At 68.5% G+C, this 22,459-nt stretch carries 14 protein-coding genes; 6 read left to right on the forward strand and 8 right to left on the reverse strand.

Annotated elements, in window-relative coordinates:
• Positions 1-10: 10 nt before the first annotated feature.
• The 3 genes from RAMLITH_RS11360 to RAMLITH_RS11370 are packed head-to-tail and all read right to left on the reverse strand — an operon-like array spanning position 11 to position 4,124.
• The gene (locus RAMLITH_RS11360; protein ID WP_168107741.1) at positions 11-1,741 is read right to left on the reverse strand and encodes a type I secretion system permease/ATPase; all 1,731 of its coding nucleotides are present in this window, start codon (positions 1,739-1,741) and stop codon (positions 11-13) included.
• Positions 1,742-1,761: 20 nt separating this feature from the next.
• Positions 1,762-3,516: a type I secretion system permease/ATPase gene (locus RAMLITH_RS11365; protein ID WP_168107513.1), complete on the reverse strand. Its 1,755-nt coding sequence runs from the start codon at positions 3,514-3,516 to the stop codon at positions 1,762-1,764.
• Complete coding sequence (locus RAMLITH_RS11370; RefSeq protein WP_168107514.1) at positions 3,513-4,124, reverse strand: hypothetical protein; 612 nt, start codon at positions 4,122-4,124, stop codon at positions 3,513-3,515. Before RAMLITH_RS11370 ends, RAMLITH_RS11365 begins: the two co-directional genes overlap by 4 nt.
• Before the next feature lie 244 nt (positions 4,125-4,368).
• Here RAMLITH_RS11370 and RAMLITH_RS26060 point away from each other — a divergent pair, with 244 nt between their 5' ends.
• Positions 4,369-6,027, forward strand: coding sequence for a M10 family metallopeptidase C-terminal domain-containing protein (locus tag RAMLITH_RS26060; RefSeq protein WP_168107515.1), 1,659 nt, complete (start codon positions 4,369-4,371; stop codon positions 6,025-6,027).
• Between the two features lie 108 nt (positions 6,028-6,135).
• Here the strand turns inward: RAMLITH_RS26060 and RAMLITH_RS11380 are convergent, their stop codons facing one another.
• The 5 genes from RAMLITH_RS11380 to RAMLITH_RS11400 all read right to left on the reverse strand — a co-directional run bounded on the left by RAMLITH_RS11380 (position 6,136) and on the right by RAMLITH_RS11400 (position 17,718).
• Positions 6,136-7,671, reverse strand: a complete 1,536-nt coding sequence (locus tag RAMLITH_RS11380) for a class I SAM-dependent methyltransferase (protein WP_168107516.1) — start codon at positions 7,669-7,671, stop codon at positions 6,136-6,138.
• Between the two features lie 146 nt (positions 7,672-7,817).
• Positions 7,818-12,578, reverse strand: a complete 4,761-nt coding sequence (locus RAMLITH_RS11385; protein WP_168107517.1) for a beta strand repeat-containing protein — start codon at positions 12,576-12,578, stop codon at positions 7,818-7,820.
• A 134-nt stretch (positions 12,579-12,712) separates the two neighbouring features.
• Positions 12,713-14,056 carry a tetratricopeptide repeat protein gene (locus tag RAMLITH_RS11390; protein WP_168107518.1) on the reverse strand — a complete coding sequence of 448 codons (1,344 nt, stop codon included), beginning with the start codon at positions 14,054-14,056 and terminating at the stop codon, positions 12,713-12,715.
• A 189-nt stretch (positions 14,057-14,245) separates the two neighbouring features.
• Positions 14,246-16,273, reverse strand: coding sequence for a CHASE2 domain-containing protein (locus RAMLITH_RS11395; RefSeq protein WP_168107519.1), 2,028 nt, complete (start codon positions 16,271-16,273; stop codon positions 14,246-14,248).
• The gene (locus RAMLITH_RS11400; protein ID WP_168107520.1) at positions 16,270-17,718 is read right to left on the reverse strand and encodes a FecR family protein; all 1,449 of its coding nucleotides are present in this window, start codon (positions 17,716-17,718) and stop codon (positions 16,270-16,272) included. Before RAMLITH_RS11400 ends, RAMLITH_RS11395 begins: the two co-directional genes overlap by 4 nt.
• 171 nt (positions 17,719-17,889) lie before the next feature.
• On the opposite strand from RAMLITH_RS11400, the gene RAMLITH_RS11405 reads away from it, so the two are divergent.
• From RAMLITH_RS11405 to RAMLITH_RS11425, 5 genes are read left to right on the forward strand one after another with little or no spacing between them, the layout of a single operon-like run.
• Positions 17,890-18,597 (forward strand): Crp/Fnr family transcriptional regulator, encoded by a 708-nt coding sequence (locus RAMLITH_RS11405; RefSeq protein ID WP_168107521.1) that lies wholly within the window; start codon positions 17,890-17,892, stop codon positions 18,595-18,597.
• Positions 18,598-18,619: 22 nt separating this feature from the next.
• Positions 18,620-19,435, forward strand: a complete 816-nt coding sequence (locus RAMLITH_RS11410) for an ABC transporter permease (protein WP_168107522.1) — start codon at positions 18,620-18,622, stop codon at positions 19,433-19,435.
• Positions 19,425-20,594, forward strand: a complete 1,170-nt coding sequence (locus RAMLITH_RS11415) for a GNAT family N-acetyltransferase (protein WP_168107523.1) — start codon at positions 19,425-19,427, stop codon at positions 20,592-20,594. The genes RAMLITH_RS11410 and RAMLITH_RS11415 overlap by 11 nt, the downstream gene beginning before the upstream one ends.
• A 2-nt stretch (positions 20,595-20,596) precedes the next feature.
• Entirely contained in the window at positions 20,597-21,772 is a 1,176-nt protein-coding gene (locus RAMLITH_RS11420) for a glycosyltransferase family 4 protein (protein ID WP_168107524.1), read from the forward strand.
• Entirely contained in the window at positions 21,747-22,457 is a 711-nt protein-coding gene (locus RAMLITH_RS11425) for a PIG-L deacetylase family protein (protein ID WP_168107525.1), read from the forward strand. Before RAMLITH_RS11420 ends, RAMLITH_RS11425 begins: the two co-directional genes overlap by 26 nt.
• Positions 22,458-22,459 lie beyond the last annotated feature (2 nt).

The following is a 22,459-nucleotide window of genomic DNA, read 5'->3' on the forward strand; positions in this document are numbered from 1 at the left end:
TCTGCCGCCATCAGGCCGGTTGCGCCGCGCCGACCGCGGGCGCGGCGGGCGGCCTGGCGGCGGCTCGCAGGGTGGCCAGCACGGCGTCGCGGGGACCGTCGAGCCGCAACTGTCCGTCCTGCAGCACCATGATCCGGTCGGCCACGGCCACCACGCCGGGCCGGTGGGTGATCAGGAACACCGTCTTGCCGCGCGCCTTGAGCTGCTGCACGGTCCGCACGAGCGCGGCTTCGCCGGCGTCGTCCAGGTTGGAGTTGGGCTCGTCGAGCACGAGCAGGGCCGGATCGCCGTACACGGCACGGGCCAGCCCGATGCGCTGGCGCTGGCCACCCGAGAGCAGGTTGCCCGCTTCGCCGATGGGCGTGTCGTAGCCCTTGGGAAAACGCAGGATCATCTCGTGCAGCCCGGCGCACTTCGCGGCCTCGATCACCTTGGCCGAATCGAGCTCGCCGAAGCGCGCGATGTTCTCGCCGATGGTGCCCTCGAACAGCTCGATGTCCTGCGGCAGGTAACCCACGTGCGGTCCGAGCTCGATGCGGTTCCAGCCGGCGAGCGGCATGCCGTCCAGCAGCACCTCGCCCGAGACGTCGGGCCAGATGCCCATCATGACCCGCGCCAGCGTGGACTTGCCCGAGCCGGAAGGACCCAGGACGACCGTGGCCGTGCCCGGATCGACCGAGAACGTGATGCCTTTGAGGATCGGCGCCTCGCGCCCCGGCGCCACAGCGAACACCTCGCGCAGGGCGACCGCCCCCTGCGGCGGCACCCGCCTGAGGTTCGGGTCGCGCTCGGGATACGCGGCCAGCAGTTCCTCGAGCCGGTGGAAGGCCGCGCGCGTCGTGATGAAGCTGCGCCACACCATGACCAGCTGGTCGATCGGCGCCAGGGCGCGCGCCATCAACAGGTTGGCCGCGATCATCGCGCCGGCCGTCAACTGGCCGTCGATCACCAGCAGCCCGCCGGCGGCCAGCGACAGCGACTGCTGCGTGTAGCGCACGAACTTGCTCCAGGCCGCCACCCGGCTGCTGACGTCATGCGCCAGGCCGTTCTGGGCCAGGGCGGCATTGTTCCAGCGGCGCCAGCGGCGGCGCAGGTTGCCGAGCATGCCCATGGACTCGATCACCTCGGCGTTGCGCAGCTTGCTCTGGAGATAGGCGTGCACGTCCGTCGCCGCGCGAGCGGCCGATTCGGCGGGCGCCACGGTCCGGCGATGGCCGAACCACGCCAGCGCGCCCTGCACGAGGGCGAACAGGACCGCCAGCCAGCCCAGCATCGGGTGCAGGAAGAAGGTGACGGCGATGTAGATCGGCGCCCACGGCACGTCGAACAGCGCGAAGATGCCCTGCCCGGTGATGAACTGGCGCAGCGTGATCAGGTCCGTGAAGGCCCGCGACGGGCTGGCGCGCGCCTCGCTGAGATAGGAGTCGAAACTGGCGTTGAACACGCGCGAGCTGACGTGGTCGTCGAAGCGCACGCCGGCGCGCACCAGCACGCGCGAGCGCATCCACTCCGAAAAGGCCATCACGCCGAACAGGAACAGCGTGATCAGCGAGACGGCCAGCAGCGTCAGCTCGCTCTGGCTGACCATCACGCGGTCGAAGACCTGCAGCATGTAGATGGTCGGCGCCAGCATCATCAGATTCGCGACCATGCTGAACAGGCCGACGACGAGGAATTCGCGGCGGAAGGCCCACAGCGCCGCCGCGAGTTCGCTGCGGCCGAAGAAGGAGGGTTTGGTCATGGTGATCTGGATCCGCTGGTTCACGTGGCCGCGACCACCTGCTGCCCCGCCGCCGGCGGGCGCTGCTGCGCCTGCGCCGCCTGGATGGCCTTGTTCAAGGCGGCCAGCACGTCGTCGCGCGGGCCGAACGCCTGCACCTGGCCGTCGCGCAGCACCAGCATCTTGTCGACCACCGGCAGGATGCTGGTGCGATGGGTCATGACCACGAAGCTCGTGCCGCGCGCCTTCATCTGCACGATGGCGGCGGCCAGGGCCGCCTCGCCGGCCTCGTCGAGGCTGGAGTTGGGCTCGTCGAGCACGACGAATACCGGGTTTCCGTACAAGGCGCGGGCCAGCCCGACGCGCTGCCGCTGTCCTCCGGACAGGATGGCGCCCTCGCGTCCGACGGGACTGTCGTAGCCCTGGGGAAGCGCCATGATCACCTCGTGCAGCCCCACGGCCCGGGCCGCCGCTTCGACCTTGGCAGGTTCCACGTCACCGAAGCGCGCGATGTTCTCGGCGATGGTGCCGTCGAACAGTTCCACGTCCTGCGGCAGGTACCCGACATGCGGGCCGAGCTCCGACTTGTCCCAGGCAAAGACGTCCACGCCGTCCAGGCGCACCTTGCCGCCGGCCGACGGCCACAACCCGACCAGCAGGCGCGCCAAGGTCGTCTTGCCGGAGGCCGAAGGGCCGATCACGGCCACGACCTCTCCCGGATTGAGCGCGAAGGCCACGCCCTTGAGGATCGGCACCTGGTTGCCCGGCGCCGCGGCCAGGACCTGTTCCACCTGCACCACGCCACGTGGCGCGGGCAGCGGCATGACCTTGGGCGGGGCGGGCACCGCCGTCAGCAACTGGCTGAGGCGGCTCCACGAGTCGCGAACCGTGATGACGCTGCGCCACTGGGTCACGAGCTGCACCAGGGGCGCCAGCATGCGCCCACCCAGGATGGAGGCGATGATCATCATGCCGGCGCCGCCGCGCAGTTCGCCGTACAGCAGCAGCCACGCGCCAAGACCGAGCAGGAGCGAGCCCATGGTCGTCTGCAGGAACTTGGTCAGCGCCTGGAAGCCGCCGGCGCGCTCGGAAGCGATCGCCTGCAGCCCCAGGAATTCGCGCTGCTTGGCCGCCCAGCGGCTGTGGATGTCGCGCTGCATGCCCATGGCCTCGATCACCTGGGCGTTGCGCAAGGTGCCGTCCGCGTATTGCTGCGCGCCGAACGCGCTGCGATTGGCCTCCACCAGCGGCGGCTGCGTGGCCCGTTCGTTCAGCCAGCCCACGAAGGTCTGCACGATCGCGCCGGCCACCGCCACCCAGCCCAGGACCGGGCTGATGGCGAAGATCAGCACCATGAAGACCAGCGCCACCGGCGCCTCCATCGCGGCCAGCACGGCCTGCGAGCCGAGGAACTCGCGCAGCACGCGGAAATCGCTCATCGGCTGCGTCGTGCCGCCGGGCAGGCGCCGCAGGTTGGCGGCGAACATGGCGCCGAACACGCGGTCGCCCAGGCGCCGGTCGAGCTCCACGCCGGCGGCGTGCAGGATCTGCGCGCGCGACCATTCCAGTACTTCCATCACCACGTAGGCGCCCAGCACCAGCACCAGCAGCATCGCCAGCGTGACGTGGCTGCGGCTGTTGACCACGCGGTCGTAGACCTCCAGCATGAAGCCGGTGGGCGCCAGCACCAGCAGGCTGCCGACGATGCTGAACCAGAAGGCGCGCTTGAAATGGGGCCGCAGCTCCAGCAGCGCGTCCTTGAGTTCTGGCGTCGGTTTGGGGAAAGGGGGGTTCATGCGGCGGTCTGCACTTTCACGTATTCGGGAAGGATGCCCTGCTGGCGCAAGGCAAGCGCCTCGGGTTTGGCGGCCTCGTCGGGCGCCTCGCCGAACAGGAACATCAGCTGGAATGCGCTGTCGGCCTTGCGCGAGAGGACGATCTCGCGCAGCTTCTTCTCGCGGAAGTTCTTCTCGTCCTGCGGCGACAGGGAAAGCAGGAACCGCATCCGGCCGTCCAGGGTGTAGAGCGACAGCGATCCGTCCTTCACGCTGAGCGTGTGGCGGTCGAAGTAGACCGGGCAGTGGTCGGTGAAGTTCAGCAGCGGCAGCGGGCGGCCCTGCAGGCGGTCCAGGTGGAAGGGGCTGGCCGGGTCCTGGAACAGCAGGCGCGCGGTGCGCGAGACCGAGTAGATGGCGTTGCAGACCATCTGCGAGCCGATTTGCGGGAACTGCTCGCGCAGGGTCTTGTACGCCATGTGATGCAGCGTCACCCGGTGCCACATCCGGTTCTGCTGCACGATGGGCGCCAGCGCGTTGCACACCTGCGCAAACGCCGCCTGCAGCTGCACCAGGCGCTGGTGCTGCTCCGGGGAGGCGTTCAGGGGAATGCGCAGCGTCGTATTCATATAGGAAAGGGAGTGTACTCTATTCCTATATGAATTTACCGACCTTCCGGCAAGCGCTACCGATCCGTGCCTGACGCGGATGCGGCGCCGCAATCGCAGTGTTTACCCCTACCGCGAATGGAGCTGCACATGACACAGGTCAGAGCGACCCGTGACCAGCTGCGGACAGTCAGGCTGGCGCGGCTGCGAAGGCGCTTACGCTGACCCCACAGCGCCGACGAAGAAAAACAAAGGATCGGAAAGCATGACCGACATCTCCTCCGTCACCCCCTTGGTGGTGCCGTACGACGCGGTGAAGTCGCTGCTCTACACGGGCAACATCGACACCACTCCGCGGTGGAACAACGCGACGAGCCTGGGCAGTCCGGTTTCCCTCACCTACCATTTCAGCGACTCGCCCCCGTCGTACGAAGCGGGAAACGGCTATGCGAATGCCTCGGCCCAAGCCTGGTCTGTTGCGCAAAAGAGCGCAATTCAGCAGGTTCTCTCCGCATATTCCAGTGTGGCCGGCTTGACGTTCACGCAGGTTTCGCGTGCCGACCAGGCGGACCAGACCTTCTTCCTGGCGTCGGAGATGACGCCCTCCGGCTTTGCCTACACCCCGGGGACTCCTGCGGTAAAGGGCAACTCGTCCGGCGACGTGTTCCTGAAAAGCAGCGCCTTCCCGACGGACGGGTCCAATCTGTATCTCGCCTATCACGAGATCGGCCACACGCTGGGAATCGCACACCCCTATGCCGGCGGGAACAAGCCGACCATCGAGAGCTTTGGCCTCAGCGGAAGCCGTCTCCTTTCCGTCGTGGATCAGCGGCTGACGGACAAACCGCACTACCTCTATTCGTCGGGAGCGACATCCGGCGTCGAGCTCATCTTCAATCCGAGCGGCCCGATGCTGCTGGACATCGCAGCGCTGCAGGCACTGTACGGTGCGAATACGGCAACCGCCGCCGGCGATGACGTTTATCGCTTCGAGGTCAATCCCAACTTCTACAGAACCATCTGGGATGCGGGCGGACACGACACCATCGACGTTTCGAACCAGACCGATCCATCCCTGATCTCGCTGGTCGAGGGGACCTACAGCACGATCGGTCTGCGCGATCCCTTGGAAGGCGCCCCGGCTTATCTCGTCTCCTGGGTCGAGCAGAACGGATTCAGGCTGAACGATGGCAGCAACAGTCTTGCCATTGCCTTCGGTGCCGTCATCGAAGACGCGATCGGCTCTCCCGCCTCCGACATGCTCCTGGGCAACGCCGCCGCGAACTTCCTGCGCGGCGGCGGCGGCAACGACACGTTGAAGGGAGGCACTGGCAACGACAGGCTGGAAGGCGGGCCTGGCACCGATGTTCTCGATGGCGGTTCCGGAATCGACACGGCAATCTATGCCGGCTCGAGATCCAGCTATGCGGTCCAGGTTTCGGTGACGCAGGTTCAGGTCAGTGGCGGGACAGGAGGATCCGAAGGCGCAGACACCCTCGTCGGAGTCGAGCGCCTTCTGTTCGCCGGGACCTCGGTCGCTCTGGACATCGGCGCCGGAGCGGGAATGGTGGCAAAGATACTCGGGGCCACGTTCGGTGCCGGCGCAGTCCACAACAAGGGCTACGTGGGCATCGGGCTGGGCCTGGTCGACGCGGGCAGCTCGTACACCGAAGTCGCCGCGCTGGCTGCAACGCTGGCTCTGCGAGGCAATACCAGTCATGCCGGGTTGGTCGACCTGCTTTATACGAATGTCGTCGGGAGTCACCCCTCCGCGGCCGATCTCGGGTTCTTCGTGTCCCTGCTCGAATCGGGGCAGTACTCTGTTGGCTCCCTCACGGTTCTTGCCGCCGAGACCTCTTCCAACCTGGCCAATATCGGCTTCTACGGGGCGCTCCAGAACGGAATCGAATTCACTCCAGTCTGAGTGCGAACAACTGTTCTGAAGGCTCGCCGAGTCGACAAACGGGCGGCAGATGCGCTCGTTCTTTGAGCTCAGCAGGCAGCCGACCGGCTGATCGCGCCGCCCGTCAGGTCAGGCAATCTGCAATGACTTGAGGATGGGCAGCTGCGCTTCCGCGAATGTCTTCGCCTGCGCCGTGAGCTCCGACAGGTTCTCCTCAGGCGTCGGCAGGCCCTTGCCGTCCTTGATCAGCGTCTGGCCTTGCACGGCAAGGAGTTGCCACGCGGACTGCGCCCACTCCGCCGGCTGCTTTTGTCCCTGGGATCGTGCCAGCAGGAAGAGCTGCTGGAAACGGTTCACGGCAATCCCGCCGCCGGTGACCGGGCTGGCCAGATACGAGACGTCGTTGCTGCTGCGCGCCTTGAGCATGAGGTACTGGTTCAGCCGCTCGCAGGTCTTCCTGGCCTTGGAAGCAGCTTGATCGTCCTGTGCCAGCTGCAGGTGTCCGGCGCCAGTGAGCAGCAGCACGGCTTCGACGATCAGGCCGAACGTGATGTTCCTGTCCTTCAACGCCTGCTCGAGTTGCCCGATGGAGTGAATCCTGTGATCGGCCAGCGCGTCGAGAATCGGGTTGTAGATGGCCTCGGACATGGTCGCCTCGCCGACGGCGCCAGTCACCTTGAGCGAGACGTCCACGCGAGCCGTGGTCAGGATGAGCCGCACGTTCCGCAGCGCCTCCATCTGTTCGAGCGCGCTGAGGCGCCTGGCGCCCTTGACCCAGTAGTCCTTCCTGAACTGCTGGTTGACCATGAAGTCGCGCACGGTCTGGCGGAACATCGGATCCGGAATTTCCTTGATGAACACCTGCTGCTCGGGAGTGAGGTTGACGACGTCCACCTGGTCGAGGTAGTTCGCGGAGCAGGCGTACTGCAGCTTGGCCGCTTCGAGCCACCCGGCCATGGTGGCGAAGTGCATGGGGTGCCAGTCGCGGTTGAAGTATTCGTGCGCGAGGTAGTGGCGATTGTGTCCCTTCATGTGCTTCAGGCGATCGGCCACCAGCGGGTTCGCACGGGCAAAGGCAGGATTGGTTGCCAGCAGCTTTTCCGCGAAATCCATGGCACCATCGATGCGGCTGACAATGCCACGCCCTTCCGAGCCCAGCACCTCGGCGTGCTCCGTCATGAGGTGGCGCATCGGCGCGAAGGCGGCCCATCCGGGCAAGGTGTTGTAGCTGATGTAGAGGATGCCGCCGACCTTGAGCTTGCGGCGGACGAAGTCCACGATCACGGCACGGTTCTCGTCGGAGATCCAGCTCCAGATGCCGTGCACGCCGATGTAGTCGAAGCCGGGCAGGTCCGGTCGCTGCGCGAATTCGGCGAAGGCCTCGTCATGGAGCTGTGCCCCTGAGCCGGACGCCTGCGCCAGTTCCTGCGCATAGCCGGCCTGCGACGGATTGAAGTCGGTGCCACTCCACCGGATGGCCGACGCCGCGGCATGCAGGTTGGCCGAAAGTCCCTGCCCGAAACCGAGTTCGCAGGCGGTAGCCATCTCCGGACACTGCAGACCCTGGTTCAGGAAGGCCAGCTTGACGCGCAAGGGGTTGAGCTCGGTGTAGTAGCCGTACGTGTAGCCGATGTCGGCGACATAGCCGGCGGTCCAGTCGTTCATTCCTTCTCCTCTTGATCTGGGGTTCTTTCTGGGGACACCATTTTCCGGTGCACCAAGAAAAAACCCCACCCCTTCGTGAGGGGCGGGGTCGGATGGCTTCTCAGCTCAAGCACCTACCCGGGGGCGGGTGCTTGCCAGCCAGGCGCTCAGGCGATTTCCAGCGTGCCGTTGGTCTGGTTGTACGACGCCACGGACAGATCGACCAGGCCGGTGAGCTTGATGATCGCGTCCACGTTGTTGCCGAAGTCAGGCGTACCGGCTCCAGAGTGGTCACGGCCAGACTGGACGATGTAGGTGTTGCCACCGAACTGGAACCAGGCCGCGTTGTCGGCATCGGCACCCAGCGCATTGACCGCCGCGTTGGCGTAGTCCTGGAACACGGCGGTACCGGCCAGCACGATTGCGCTTTGCGTGAACACCACCGTACCGCCGTTGGCAGCGTCCAGGTCGATCACGTCGCCGGAGGCGGCGTCGGCGATCGTCGAGTAGCTGTTGACGTTGCTCGGCTTGTTCATCACAAAGATGTCGTTCCCAGCACCACCGCTCAGGGTCGTCAGGTCGGCACCGGTCAGGGTGTCGTTGCCCGCGCCGCCGTTCAGGGTGTCGCCGGAGCCGGTGGCCGTCAGCGAATCCGCACCCGAACCGCCGGTCACGGTCAGCGCCAGCGCGGAGTTGGCGTTGATCGTCAGGGCACCGGTCAGCGCCGAAGCGTCGACGCTCGTCAAGGCTGCATCGCCAACCAGCGTGAGATTCAGGCCGGCGTCGCCGCCCACCGTCACCGATTTCGCCGCAGCGGCAGTCAGCGTCAGGGTGTTGACGTGAGCCGTGGTATTGGTGTCGTCGGAGGTAATCGCCACCGACTCCACGCCTGCCACCGTCACGGTACCGCCCGCCAGAATCCCAGCCGAAGTCAGGACCAGGTTGAAGCTGTCCGCGGACCCCGTTGCGTCGGCCAGCGACGCCGTGATGCCGGCAGCATTGTCGGCGGTCAGTTCCAGCGTCCCGTTGGCGCCGAACTTGCTGAGGGCCAGGGTATTGACACCTGCGGTGCCGGCGCTGATGACGTAGTTGATGTCGTCCAGGTTCGACAGATCAACCGCGGAAACCGCGCCAGGCACGCTGAGGGACAGGCGCTCGAAGCCGTCGATCTTCGTCTCGAAGGTCGCGCCGGTGGAGGCCGCCACCGCATCGGCGACAACCATCACCAGGGTATCGGTGCCGTCGCCGCCAACGATCGCTTCCGCCGGCGTGCCGGTGCCCGATGCCAGCGTCACCATGTCGTTGCCGGCGCCGGTGTTGACGGCCTTGGAAACGGTGGCGGACGACAGCGTGACGTTGTCCACGCCGGCGCCGCCGGTGTACGTGGCCTTCGAGGCGTCGATGGATGCGGTCACCGTGCCGGTCGTGGCCGACGTGTTGACCGAGGTCAGCGTATCAGTCTCGGCACCCGACAGCGTCAGGCCGGCAGAACCGGTCACGGTCACCGACTTCAGCGCGGCCAGGTCGGCGGTGAACGTCGCCTTCTTGTCGCCAGCCACGGTCAGGGTTTCGACAGCGGCCGCCGTCAGGGCGGTCGAGGAGTCAGCACCCGTTGCCGTTACGTTCAAGGTCTTGAGCGACGGCGCCGTCAGCGTGACCGCGTGGGTGACCTTGTTCAAGGTCAGGCCCAGCGTCGTCGCCGAGGTGGCGACGGTGGCCGCGCCGCCGGAGTTGGCCAGCGACAGGGTGGTCAGCGCGTTCAGATCGGTGCCGGTGGCGCCCAGATCGGCAGAGCCGTAGCCATTAACCGTGACGTTGGAGATGCTGGCGGTGGCATTGCCATCGACTCGCACCGCACCGTAGGTGATGGTGTTGGCCGAGGTCACCGCAGCGCTGGCTGCCGTTCCGGCAACGACCGTTTCCGTCGGATCGACGGCGCCTGCCGCCAGGGCCAGCACTTCCGACTCGTCGATGGCGGTGAACACAACGACAGCACCGCTGGCAGCGCCGCTGGTGAAGTTGGCGGACAGGGCGCCACTGAAGGTGCCATTGGCCGTCGAGCCGGCGGGCCCCTGGGTGTCGGAGGCGGTCAGGTTGGAGAACGCCTGGGCGACCTGGGCGGCGGTGAGGTCCTTGCTCGCCGTGAAGGTCAGGCCATCGACCGTGGTCGTTTGACCGTTGGTCAAAGCCTTGAACGTCACCGTGTGCAGTTCCTTGACCACGGCCACGGCGGCCTTGGTGAACTCCGTTTCGGCGTAGTTCTGGTTGACCGTCACGGTGGTGGTCTTGCCATTGCTGTTGACGAGCACATCACCGAAGGTGTGGGCCGCGCCCGCCGTCTGGTCCTTCGCATTGATGGTCAGGTTGGAGTTCACCGTGACCGACGTGCCACCGGTGACGGTGACATCGCCCTGGTCGAGCGTGGCCGTACCGTCGCCCGTCAGGTTGCTCGTCACGGCAACGGCGCCGCTGGGCGCGGTGCCGGTACCGACCGTGATGGCGCCGTTATCAGCAGTTGCCGAAGCAGTGACAGAGACGTCCGTGCCGCCAACCACGTCGATCTTGCCGTCGACGCCAGTAGTGGTCTGCTTGCTGGCAGTGACGGTGATCGCGCCGGAACCCTTCGCCGAGATGTTGCCCGTACCCTGGTTGGTATCGGTGATGGTCACGGCACCGGCGGCGCCGGTCGTCGCGCCGACGGAAATGCCCTTGTCGGCCGTAGCGTCGGTCACCGTGACGTTCTTGCCGCCATCGGTGGTGATCGCGCCGGTCGCGCCGGAGACATTCACGTTGGTGGTCGTCGCGGCCTTGGCGAACAGGTCGTCAACCAGCGTGACGTTCACGGTTTCCAGCCCGGAAATCGTGGACAGGTCGAAGTCGCCCGCCGAATCGCCCAGGTCGCCCGATGCGCGCACGTTGATGGTCTGCACGTTGCTGACCGTGACACCGGCCGGCAGGCCCGCGTCCACGTGATTGCCGACGACGTTCAGCGTCATGGCGTTGGTACCGAGACCGCCGTTGATGCTGTCCAGCGCGTTCAGCGTGGTATTGGCAGCCGTGACCTTGTCGATCAGCGCAACGATGGTGTCGTTGCCGTCCGTGCCGGCCGAGTTGGCCGAGCCGATCAGGCCAGGGATCGTGTCGATCGCGGTCGTCAGCGTGAAGGTCTGGCCCACGCCGCCGGCGGTCGTTGCGTCGACCGTCGAACCGCCGAGGGTGAGCGTAGTGCCGGCAACCTGCGCCTGCACCGTGAAGGCTTCCGGCAGTTCGGTCGTGGCGTCGTTGACCGGGGTCACCGTGAACGTCGCGGTGCTGCTACCGACAGCGATGGTGGCGGTCAGCGGGTTGAACGAACCGGTGGCGAAGTCGGCCGTGTTCGTGTTGCCCGTGCCGGTATTGCCGGCGGCGCCGTCACCCGGCAGCAGCGTGAACACGACATCGGTCGCCGAAGTCACGGCCTCGGACGCGGTGACGGTATAGACCTGCGAAGCACCTTCCTGGACGGTGGTGCCAGCCTTGGTCAGGGTGAACGTCAGCGGCTTCGGCGTGACGGTGATCGTCAGCGTGTTCTGGCTGGTGGCACCCAGGGCGTCCGTCACCGTGTAGTTGGCAACGATGGCCAGGGGCGCATCGGAGTACACCAGCGCATTGGCGGCGGTGTTCGCCGCCGGATCGAAGGTGTAGGAGCCGTCGGCATTCAGGGTCAGGCCTTCGACGGCCGCGTCGAGGGAGAACGTCAGCGTGTCGCCGGTATCGGCATCCGTGGCGACCAGCTGGCCACTCACGGCTGCACCACCTTCGTTGGCGGCATCGCCGGCGGCCTGGGCAATCGGCGCGTCGTTGGGGTCGACGGCGACGGCGATCGTCTGCGTCGACGTGGCGCCCAGGGCATCGGCGGCCGTGACGGTGATGGTGTCGCTGCCGCTGAAGCCGGCGTTCGGCGTGTAGGTGAACGTGCCGTTGCCGTTGTCGACGACCGTGCCGCTGGCGGCAGAGGCCGACAGGGTGACGGCGTCGCCTTCCGCGTCGGCGGCGGCCAGGTTGAATGTGGCGGACTTGCCTTCGTTCACGGCCAGGCTGGCTTCGGCGGTGATCGCCGGCGCCGTGTTGTCCATGCTGGTGTCGTTGACGGTCACCGTGGTGCTCACGCTGGCCTGGCCGACGACGGAGATCGTCAGGGTCTCGGCGCCTTCGGTCGTGCGGTCGGCATTGACGGCGATGGTGGCGTGGGCCGTGCCGTTCGCGTCGGTGGTCACCATCGTCAGCTGGCTGCCGACGTCGCTGGCGTGGGCGCTGTCCACGCGCAGGACGTATTCGGTGTTGGGCGTGCCGTTGGTCAGGTGCACGGTGATCGAGGAGCCCTCATCCACGCTGGAGGCGGCGGCCATGAGCGTGAAATCGATCGTGGCGTCGATGGCGGCCTTGGCGGAGGTGACGGAGGCCGGGTCGGCGGTCACGCCGCTCAGGGCGGTCTGCAGGCTGGCCAGGTCGGTAGCGGCGATGCCGCGGTCGACGGAGTAGTACGTGGCAACGGCAACCTTGTTGTTCAGGATGGCGTTGGCGGCGGAGTACTGGTTGTTGGCCGAGTCGGGCACCGAGTTCAGGGCGGCGTACGCCTCGTACACGATGGCGCCCTTGGACACGCCGGCATTCATCTTGGAGATGATGAAGTCGCGGGCGAGGGAGTCGGCCTGGAGGCCCAGGGGGGTCAGGAACGCATCGGCGAAAGCTTCGGCCGTCTGCGTGTTGGGATTCAGGGCGGCATAGACAGAAGTGCCAGCCAGGATGCCGGCAAGTGTCTGCAGGCTACGGCCGTTCGTCTCGTAAACCGAGACGATCTGGCTCAGATATTCCGCGCCGGGTGCAGCGTTGAACATCAAGACCGTCAGTTCGACGATCTGACTGCGTTCAGTTGCAGTAATTGCCATCAGGTTTCTCCATCAATGGAAAGGTTTCGATCAGGAACACAGCGCGCCCGATTCAGGGGGCAAGTATAGGGAACCGTCCTACAAGAGCAATGTGATCGCAATCACAGGGTGGCGGGCATTTGTCCGACGTTGTTTTATTGCATCACTTCCCAGCGCAACCCCATGTAGACGCTTCGCTGGCGCGCGTCGAACACGGCCAGGTTGCTCGATTGCCGCGAGATTTCGGCGTTCGCGACCAGTGCCAGGGACTCCGTCAGGGGCCAGCTCGCCTCCAGTTGCAGCACGTGCCGGATGGTCGAGCGGGGTACGTTGCCCAGGAGGGGGCTGTACGGGGTGCGGTCCCTCTGGCGCGTCGTGCTCCATTGGGCGCCAACCCGGCCCCCGAGCCAGGGCCCTTCCCACTGCGCCCTGACTTCCGCGCGCCGGTACGCGCCGCCCGCACGGGCTGCCTGCAGCGGCCGGTCGCTCCCCAACCGGGCCTGGGCGCCATAGAAGAATGTGTTGGCGGTAAGCGCCTCGATGCCACGCCCCACCATGGACCGGCGGCAAAGCCATCCGGCCGCTCCCCCCTGGTACAAGCCGTCAAGAACGCGCGATTCGGGATAACCCCGATGCTCCAGTTCCAGGCTCGCGGCCGGACGGCAGCCGGCGAGCACTTCGCTCCATGGGCTGGCCTCGGTGCGCTCGCGCGCCTCCCACTGATACTGCAATGTCGCCCGCGTCGCACGCAGCAGGCTGGTCCCGCCATAGCGCAGGTGGCTGCGCGCCACCCGTGCCACCCACTGCCGCGACGCCGCGGGCGCATCCAGCCAGGTGGCGGCGACATCGCTCTGCTGGTAGCTGGTCTCGGAGTCGCCGGTCTGGCGCGCCTTGAATTCCGCCTGGACCACCAGCACCGACTCGTTCCAGGGACGCAATCCCTGCCACTGGACGACGCCCAGCGTCGCCCCGCCACTCCTGGGCCGGGACTCGACGTCGAGCGGCAGCGTGACGTCCCCCTGCGGAAATGTAAGTGTGACCTCACTGCTGCTGGGTGCGTTGTTCAAGTTGGTCTCGGAGCCGCCCATGGCACTGAATTGCCAGCGCGATTGCCAGCCGGCCGTCAGGACGTTCGCCAGCGGCGTTGGCAACGAAAGGATCTCCAGTTGACGATCGATGACCTGGCCGATGGGCAGCGGCAGGTCGCTCCGTTGCCGCATGTGCGCCAGGAACGCCCGGGCGGACGCCGTGTCGCCCTCCGCCGCCAGCGCCTGCGCCAGGTCCAGTTGCGCACCCGGCAGGTCGGGATCGTGGAGCAGCGCTCGCTCCAGCGGCTCGATGGCCTCCGCCGTGCGGCCCAGGGCCAGCAGCGTCGCGCCGCGCCACGCATGAAAAGCCGCGTTGGTCAGGCAGCCGCGTTCATCGGCGGCGGCCTGCTGGGCCGTCGCCAGTTTCTGCAGGTCGGAACGATCCGCCGGCAGCGGGTACCGGGGCTGCAAGGGACAGGCGGTGGCGGGAGGTGTCGAGGGCGCTTGCGCCTGGCTCCAGGCGAAGGGCGGCGCCAGGCATGCGGCCAGGACGAGGAGGCGCAGCGGGCGCGAGAGGGCCGGGCGGGACGAACGTTGAACGGCCACCGTGGAAAGCGCGCGGACCGCGCGGGAGAAACTACTGCGCCAGCACGGCCTGCTTCAGGCAGCCAGATGGCCTTGTTGCTTCAGGTATTGCAGGGACTGCTGCTCCGCATCGCTGCCGGGCTGCACCAAGGTGCGCAGTGTAAATACTTTGCTGCTGTGTCGCAATCCGGGAAGCAGGAAGCTGCCGAGCGGTTTCAGGGCCAGCTCCTGGCGCTCGAACGGCACGCCGACGCGCCCCGCGGTCTCCGACCCGACGAGGATCGGATAGGCGAGTTCGGCCGTCATTTCCTGCAGCCGCATGGCCACCGTGATCGGCTGGCCAAGCACCGTGTGAACGCGCCGCGACGCGGGTCCGAAGCTGCCGACCAGGGCGCTCCCGCTCTCCACGCCCACGCCCAGGCCCAGCGGCTCGAGGCCCTGCGGCGGGACATTGGGCAGTTCCTCGCTGCAGCGCAGCCACAGTTCGCGCGCGGCGGCGAGCGCCTGCGCCGGATGGTCCGGGCAGGCCCGCGAGCCGTTGAACACGGCCACCAGGCTGTCGCCCGTCACCTCTTCGACGGTGCCGCCGCCCGCCTCGATGATGCTGCTGGCGGTGCCGTAGAACCGGTGCAGCACGCGGGCGGCGTCTTCGGGACTGCGCACTTCGCAGTACGCCGAGAAGTTGCGCACGTCGGCGACCACCACCGTCAGGTCGCGCCGCTCGGCCGAAATCTCGCCGGACGGCTCCAGCAGCGCGATCTTCTCGGCGACGGCCGCCGGCAGGTAACTGGCCAAGTTGCGGAACAGGCGGCCTTTCTCGCTCAGGCTGCGGGCATGCTCGGCCAGCCCCAGGAACAGGCCCGACAGCACGATCGCCAGCGAAGCGTGCGCCCACCCGAGCCACCAGTCGACCGCAAGCAGCGCGAGGCCGTGCAGCGCGAAGCCCAGCGCGGCAAACACCAGCGCCGCGACCGGAATCCAGAGCACGTGGCGCGACTGGAGCCGGCGCGCGCTGGATTCCGCCGCGGCCCGGTTCCAGCTGAGGGCCAGCAGGACGAGGATGGCCAGGGCCGCCCACGCGGTCTGGAGGAAGGACGCGGCGCGGGGCGTGAAAGGCACCGCCTCGTCCAGGATGCCGGTGAGCAGTTGGGCGTGGACTTCCACTCCGCTCACGGCGCCACCGAGCGCCGTGGGCACGGCATCGGCCAGGCCGAACGCGGAGGCGCCAACCAGCACCCAGGCACCCGCGAGGACGTTGGGCTGCGCCAGCTTGCCTTCGAGCACGTCGGCCGCCGAAATCGAGACCAGGCTGCTGCGGGCCTTGTGGTACGGAACCCGGATGTCGCCGTTCGCATCCAGCGGCACCCGCACGCCCGGCATGCCGCTGAGGGTGAGCGTCCACGCCGGATCCCACGGCCGGCTGCCCGGCTCCGCCTGCAGCGGCACGCCCGTCGCCGGGTTGTCCAGGGCGAGCAGGCCGGCCAGCGCCAGTGCCGGATAGTTCCGCTGCCCGAAGCATGCCAGCGCCGGTACGCGCCGCACGGCGCCGTCAGGGTCCAGGCGCGGCGTGATGTGGCCGGCGGGCGTGTCCAGGCCGGCCACGTTCGCCACGTACCCCTGCGCGGGCGCCGCCGGCGGCAGGCAGGCCTGGCCCGGCAAGGCGCCGGTCAGCTGGCCGCTGCGCTGGCTGCTTTCGTTGCGCAGCGCGAACACCTGCGCCAGGACGGCAGGGCCGCTGCCCCGGGTCGCGGCGAGTGCCCGCGCCAGTTCGCCCGTCCCCTGCCGCTCGTCGGCGAACACCACGTCGTACAGCTGCAGCGAGGCACCTTGCGCGCGCAGGGCGTCGACCAGGCGGGCCTGGGTCTCGCGGGGCCAGGGCCAGGGCCCGACGCGCTGCAGGCTGGCGTCGTCGATGTCGACCACGACGACCCGGCGCTCCTCGCCCGACTCGGCGCTCAACTGCCACACGAGGTCGGTGGCGCGTTCGTCCGCCTGCTGCAGCGCCGTCGGCGCCAGCAGGGCGATGCCCGCCCATGCCACGAGCGCGACGGCCAGCGCCAACCAGCGCAGGCGCCGGCCCAAGGGCAAGGCGGCGGACCTCATGGACGCGACCAGAGCGTGATCCCCGACAGGGTGCCGGCACCCACCGACTTGTCGAAGAAGTAGCCCGCAGCCTTGCCGTCCAGCGACGCGGCGCCCGCGATGGCCTGGCCCGCCAGGCTGCGGTCGTAGAAGATGCCGTCGCTGCGGATGAAACCCGACCCCGCAATGCCGACCGGCCCGGTGATCGGGTTGTTCACCCGCAGGTCCGTTGCAAAGCGCAGGTTCGCGAAGTCGAGCGTCAGGCGGCCCTGCTCGACAACCGCCGATGACAGCTGCCCCCCGAGGTCGTACTGCGCATAGGAATTGGACAGCGCGAACTGGTAGGAGCCAAGTCCCTTCGCCAGGTCGGTGGCTCCGTCCTGGATCCGGTAGAGATAGAACAGGTGATTGCCCACCGTCACCGAGCGCCCCTGGGCCGCATCGGCCTGCGCGATCGAAAAGTCTCCCGCGGCCGCGCCACCAGCCCAGCGCCCCCACGCCAGCACCGCAGGTGGCAGCGGAACCACCGGATCGGGCGTCACCACCGGTGGCGGCTCCGGCGCGACCACCACTGGGGGCGGCGGCGGCGGTGGCGGCGGCACTGCAGCTCCCGCGTAGCCGGTGATGACCGCAGTCACGGCGCCCTCGGCCAGGGCCGTCGTCGCCTGGCGTTCGGATTCGGTTCGGCCCAGCGTCGACTCGGACCCTGGGGCCGGCGCGGCCGCCACCGGCACGACCGTACGGGCCGTCGTCGCCTGGCCGTGTCCGCCCTCCGTGCTGTTGGATGCGAATACCGCGCCCTGCAGCGGCTTGATCTCGGGCTGGGCGAGTTGCGGCCGGAATTCCACCTGCAACTGGCCCATGTCCGCCGACAGCAGCTTCGCCGAGGAAGAGCCGCAGGGACCGAGCGCCTGCGCCGTGCAGTCGGCGCCGAACGGCGCCATGACGATGGCGCCCTGGTTCACGGCGGCGCGGGTCGTCAATTCGCCGGTGCGGACCACGAAGTCGGTGCCCCGGACCCCGATCGCCACCAGCGGCGTGTTCAGGCGGAAGCGGTCGCGCGCACCCTCGGCGGCGGCGCCGGAGATGGCCCGCGCCACGCCGTATTCGAGCTTGAACCGCACCAGCGACATCGAAACGCGCTGCGGGTCGTACCGGTAATCCTCCACCAGCATGCGGCTGCCCGGGCGGATGCTGACCAGCGCGCCGTCGATGAAGCGGATGTGGAGGTGGCCGCCATCGGCCGTGTCCAGCCGGTCACCCGGCAGGATGGGCGTGCCGCGGCGGACCATCTCGGGCAGGCCCTGGGCCGTGGTGCGGGTCACCGGGCCGACGCTCATGGTCACCTCGCCTACGGGGCGCTGGGCAGCCGGCACGGCGTCCGCATGGGCGCCGCCGGCGGCAAGGCACGCCACGCCCACCGCCGCCAGCAGGGCGGTGCGCGGGAAAGGAATCGTGTAGGACATGGGTCGACCAAAAGTGTGAGGCGCTCGGCCACTGGTGTGCTAATTTACCAACGGCGCGCCGTTCCCGATGTGAGCCCCGTCACAAAAGGCCGGAAAGCTTCGGCAGGGCAGTCGCACCCACGGAACGAAAGATCCTCTTCACTATCATTCCGTCTTTCGAAATTCATCTTCATGCCCGTCCCCGCCTCCGTCATGTCGCAGCTGCCTTTGCTGGCAGGACTGCCGGCGGTGACGGTAACGCATCTGGCCCAGCATGCGTCGGAGCGCGTGTTCGCCAAGCGCGAGGTGGTCCTCCAGAAAGGGGCGGACGGCGGATCGCTCTGCTTCCTGCTCGACGGCCGCCTGCAGGGCGTCGACTTCACCGTCGATGGCCGCGAAGTAGGCCTTTACTTTGTGAATCCCGGCGATTATTTCGGCGACATCGCCGTGATCGACGGCGAGCCGCATCCGGTCTACGTGACGGCGGTGTCCCGCTCGCGCGTGGTGTTCGTGCCACGCGACCTGATCCGGCCCATCCTGTTCGCGCACCCGCGCGTCGCCGAAGTGCTGTGCACGAGCCTGGCCTTGCGGTTGCGGCAGATCTCGGGGCAGCGGCGGATCCTGGGAATGCTGAACCCGATCCAGCGGGTCTGCGCCCAGCTCGAACTCATGTTCGCGCCGCACCGCGACGGCGGCACCTGGGTCAGGAACGCGCCGACCCACCAGGAACTGGCGATCATGATCAACGCCAGCCGCGAAACGGTCACCCGCGTCTTCCAGCTGCTGCAAAGCCGTGGCGTCGTGGAACGCAGCGGCAACGACCTGCGCATCGACGATCCGGCGTTCCTGCAGGACGTCGCGGCCGGCCGGCGCCAGCCGGATCGCACCGGGTCGCCCTGAGCGCCGAGGCACAATCGGCGCGATGCTTTCCCGCCTGCTCCACCTCGGCCACCCGATCTTCCTGGCGCGGCACCGCTGGCTCGTGCTGCAGATGGTGCGCCGCGAGATCATGGCCCGCTACCAGGGATCGGTGCTGGGGGCGAGCTGGGGCCTGCTGTCGCCGCTGTTGATCCTGGCCGCCTACACCTTCGTGTTCCGCGGGGTGTTCAAGGCACGCTGGCCCGGCGGCAGCGACTCGACGGCGGAATTCGTCCTGCAGCTCTTCGCGGGCCTGCTGGTCTTCAACCTCTTTTCCGAGGTACTGACCCGCGCGCCCCGGCTGGTGCTGGAGCAGCCCAACCTGGTCAAGCGGGTCGTGTTCCCGCTCGAGACGCTGTCGTGGGTGGCGGTGGGCGCAGTGATGTTCAACGCGGGGATCGCGCTCGGAATCCTCCTGGCGGCGACCGTGGCCCTCGGCTCGCACCTGACGCCGTGGGTGCTCGCGACGCCGCTGGTGCTGGCCTGCACCGTGCCCATCCTGCTCGGACTGTGCTGGCTGCTGTCCGGCCTGGGCGTGTTCCTGCGCGACGTCGGGCACGTGGTGGGCCCGGCCGTGAGCCTGCTGCTGTTCGTGTCGCCGATCCTCTACCCCACCAGCGCGCTGCCGCCGTTCGTGGCCGACCTGCTCTGGCTGAATCCGTTGACCTTCCCGATCGAGGCCCTGCGCGGGCTGGTGCTGAAGGGAACGCCGCCGGACTGGGGCGCGCTCGCGAGCTACACCGCGATCGGCCTGGCCTTCGCCTTCCTGGCCCATCGCCTCTTCGAGCGCATCAGGCCCGCCTTTGCCGATGAAGTCTGAAGCCGTGCCGCCGCCGGATGCCGCGGCCACCGACCGGGCGCTGGTCGCCGCCCTGAACCGCCGCACGGCCGGCGTTCCCGCCGGGGCGGCCGTCGACCTCGCCGACCTGGAACGCATGGACCCGTACGGGCCGGCGGCGTTCGACAAGCTCGCCCGCCGCTTCGGCCTGGCGGCCGCCGCCGGAGGCTGGCAGCTCGAAAGGCAGCCGCGCTGGCGCCCGGACTGGGTGCGGCCGGAACACGAAGCCCAGTGCTTCGACCTGTTCGAACTGGCCTTCGGCTACCGGATCGACCCGGCGCTGTGGCGCTGGAAGTACCGGGACGCGGCGGCGCCCGGCATGGGCGTGTGGCGCGACGGCCAGCTCGTCGCGTTCTACGGCGCGATGCCGCGGCCGGTGCGCTTTCTGGGCGAGCCTGCCGCCACCGTGCAGATCGGCGACGTCATGTCGCATCCCGCCGAGCGCGGCGTGATGACCCGCTCCGGCCCGTTCCAGATCGCCGCGTCGACCTTCATCGACCGCAGCGTCGGCTACGGCCGGCCGCAGTTGTTCGGATTCGGCTTCCCGACGGCGAAGGCGCTGCAGGTTGCCCAGAAACTGGGCCTGTACGAAGGCGTGGACCAGATCTGCGAGCTGGGCTGGAGCGCCGGTCCGAGCTGGACCGAACGCCTGCTGCGCTGCGCGCCCGCCGGACCGCAGGACGGCGCCGCCATCGACAGGCTCTGGCGCAGGATGGCGCAGGACTTCGGCGACAGCATCATCGGCGTGCGCGACGCGAGGTACATCGAGGAGCGCTACCGCAAGCACCCCACGGTGGCCTACGAATGCCTGCTGGTGCGGCGCGTGCTCACCGGCGCGCCGCAGGGACTGGTAGTAGTGCGGCGGCCGGAGCCGGAACGCGTCGAACTGATGGACCTCGTGGCGCCGAAGCGCAACTTCCCGGCGCTGATCGCCGCCGCGCGCCGCTGGGCCGCCGATCACGGCGCGAGGCGCGTCACGGCCTGGCTGACCGAGAGCCATGCGAACCTGCTGGCGCCGACGTCGCCCGAGCGCCACCCGCTGGACCTCGTGGTCCCGGCCAACGTGTGGAGCCCCGGCCCCTCGGCCGAGCAACTGCGCGGGCGCTGGTGGCTCATGGCCGGCGACACCGACTTCCGCTGACCATGCGCGTGCTCATGGTCACCCGCGAGTCGGCCGAGGACCGGCGCTACGGCCTGGGCCGCAGCCTGGCGCCGCTGATGGCACCGATGGCGGCGGCGGGGGCGCAGGTGCGCTACTTCTGCGCGGACGATCTTGACCCGGCCGCGGTGCAGCGCCGCCGGGATCGCACCGCGCGCTGGGAAGGCTGGCCCATGGTCGCCGGCCGGCCCAACCGCGTCAACCTGTTGCGCGCCTGGTCGGAACGAATGCATGTCGGCTTCGAGGCGTCCCGCGTCGCACGGCTCGAGGCGTACACGCACGTCCATGCCCACGATCCCTGGCTCGCCTGCGGCGTCGCGCTGGGGTTGCGCCGGCACGGCGCGGGCGGCGTCCACTGGGGCCTGACGCAACATGGATTCGGCTCGTACAGCCAGGCCACGCACGAGGACGGCCTGGAGCAGGGCCCGGCCGCGCAGGCCTGGCTGCGGCGCATCGAACGCTTCGTGTCGCTTCGGGCGCGCTGGGTGATGGCGCCGACCCAGGCCGGGCTGGCCCAGCTCGCGCGCGACTTCGCGCTCTCGCGTGTGCCGGCGCACTGGCATTGCGTGCCGCATGCGAAGCCGCCGCTGGACCCACGGACCCCCGCCACGCGCGACGGCGCGCGCGCGGCACTCGGCTGGAGCCATGACGAACTGGTGGTGCTTGCCGTCGGCCGGCTGGTGCCCTTGAAGTGCTTCGACCGGATCATCCGCGCCTGCGCGGCGCAGCAGGTCCCGCGTCTGCGGCTGCAACTGCTTGGGGGCGGCGATGCCTCGGCACTTCAGGCGCTGGCGCACAGCCTGGGCTTCGGCGCGCAGTTGCACGTCACCAGTACCGACGACGTCACCCCGTTCTTCCACGGCGCCGACGTCTACATGAGCGCGTCCAGCACCGAAGCGTTCGGGCTGGCCAACCTGGAAGCCCTGTGTGCCGGCCTGCCGGCCATCTGCAGCGCCGTGGGCGGCGTCCCGGAGGTAACGGGCGACGGCGCCTGGCTGGTCCCCAACGACACCGACACCCTCACCCGGACGCTGGCCGCACTGCTCGCCGACGAGTCGCTGCGTGCGCATTGGACCGCGCGGGCGCTCGCCCGGGCGGCCGCGTGGCCGGCGCCCGAGGACATAGCTCGAAAATATGTGGCCATTTATCAAGCGGCCTAGCCGTCCGGCCGCGCAGCCGAACGCGCTGCCGCCCGAACTCGACCTCGCCGGCGCGCGCCGGGCGCTGGTGATCGCGCCGCACCCGGACGACGAAACGCTCGGCTGCGGGGGCACGCTGGCGCGGCTGGCGCCGACGTGCGACATCCACGTGGTGCTGGTCACCAACGGCGATGGCGGCGGCGGCCTGCCGGCGGAAACCAGCGCGATTCGCAAGCAGGAGATGGCCGCCGCGGTGCGCACGCTCGGCATCGCCAGCGAGGTGCTGCACCTCGACGAGCCCGACGGGCGATTCGACGACACGCGTGCATTCCGCGAGGCGCTCGCCGCCATCGTGCAGCGGCTGCAGCCCGACTGGGTCTTCCTGCCCTGGCTCGAAGACTCGCACCCTGACCATTCGCGCATCTCGCGCGCCAGCTCGCAGGTGTTGCGGCGCAGCGGCGTCGACCGGGTGCTCTATTACGAAACCTGGAATCCGGTGCCCGCCACCCACGTCGTGGACATCACGCCGGTGCTCGAAACCAAGAAGGCGGCCGTGCTGTGCCACGCGACGGCGCTGAAATACGGCAACTACCTGGACGCGATGCTGGGCCTCAACGCCTATCGGGCGCTGTACCTGCCGCCGGGCGAGCGGCGCTGGGCCGAGGCGTATGCCGTGACCGGCGCGCGCGACAACCGCTTCCTGTAGGC

The sequence above is a fragment of the Ramlibacter lithotrophicus genome, assembly GCF_012184415.1.
GTDB classification, from domain to species: domain Bacteria; phylum Pseudomonadota; class Gammaproteobacteria; order Burkholderiales; family Burkholderiaceae_C; genus Ramlibacter; species Ramlibacter lithotrophicus.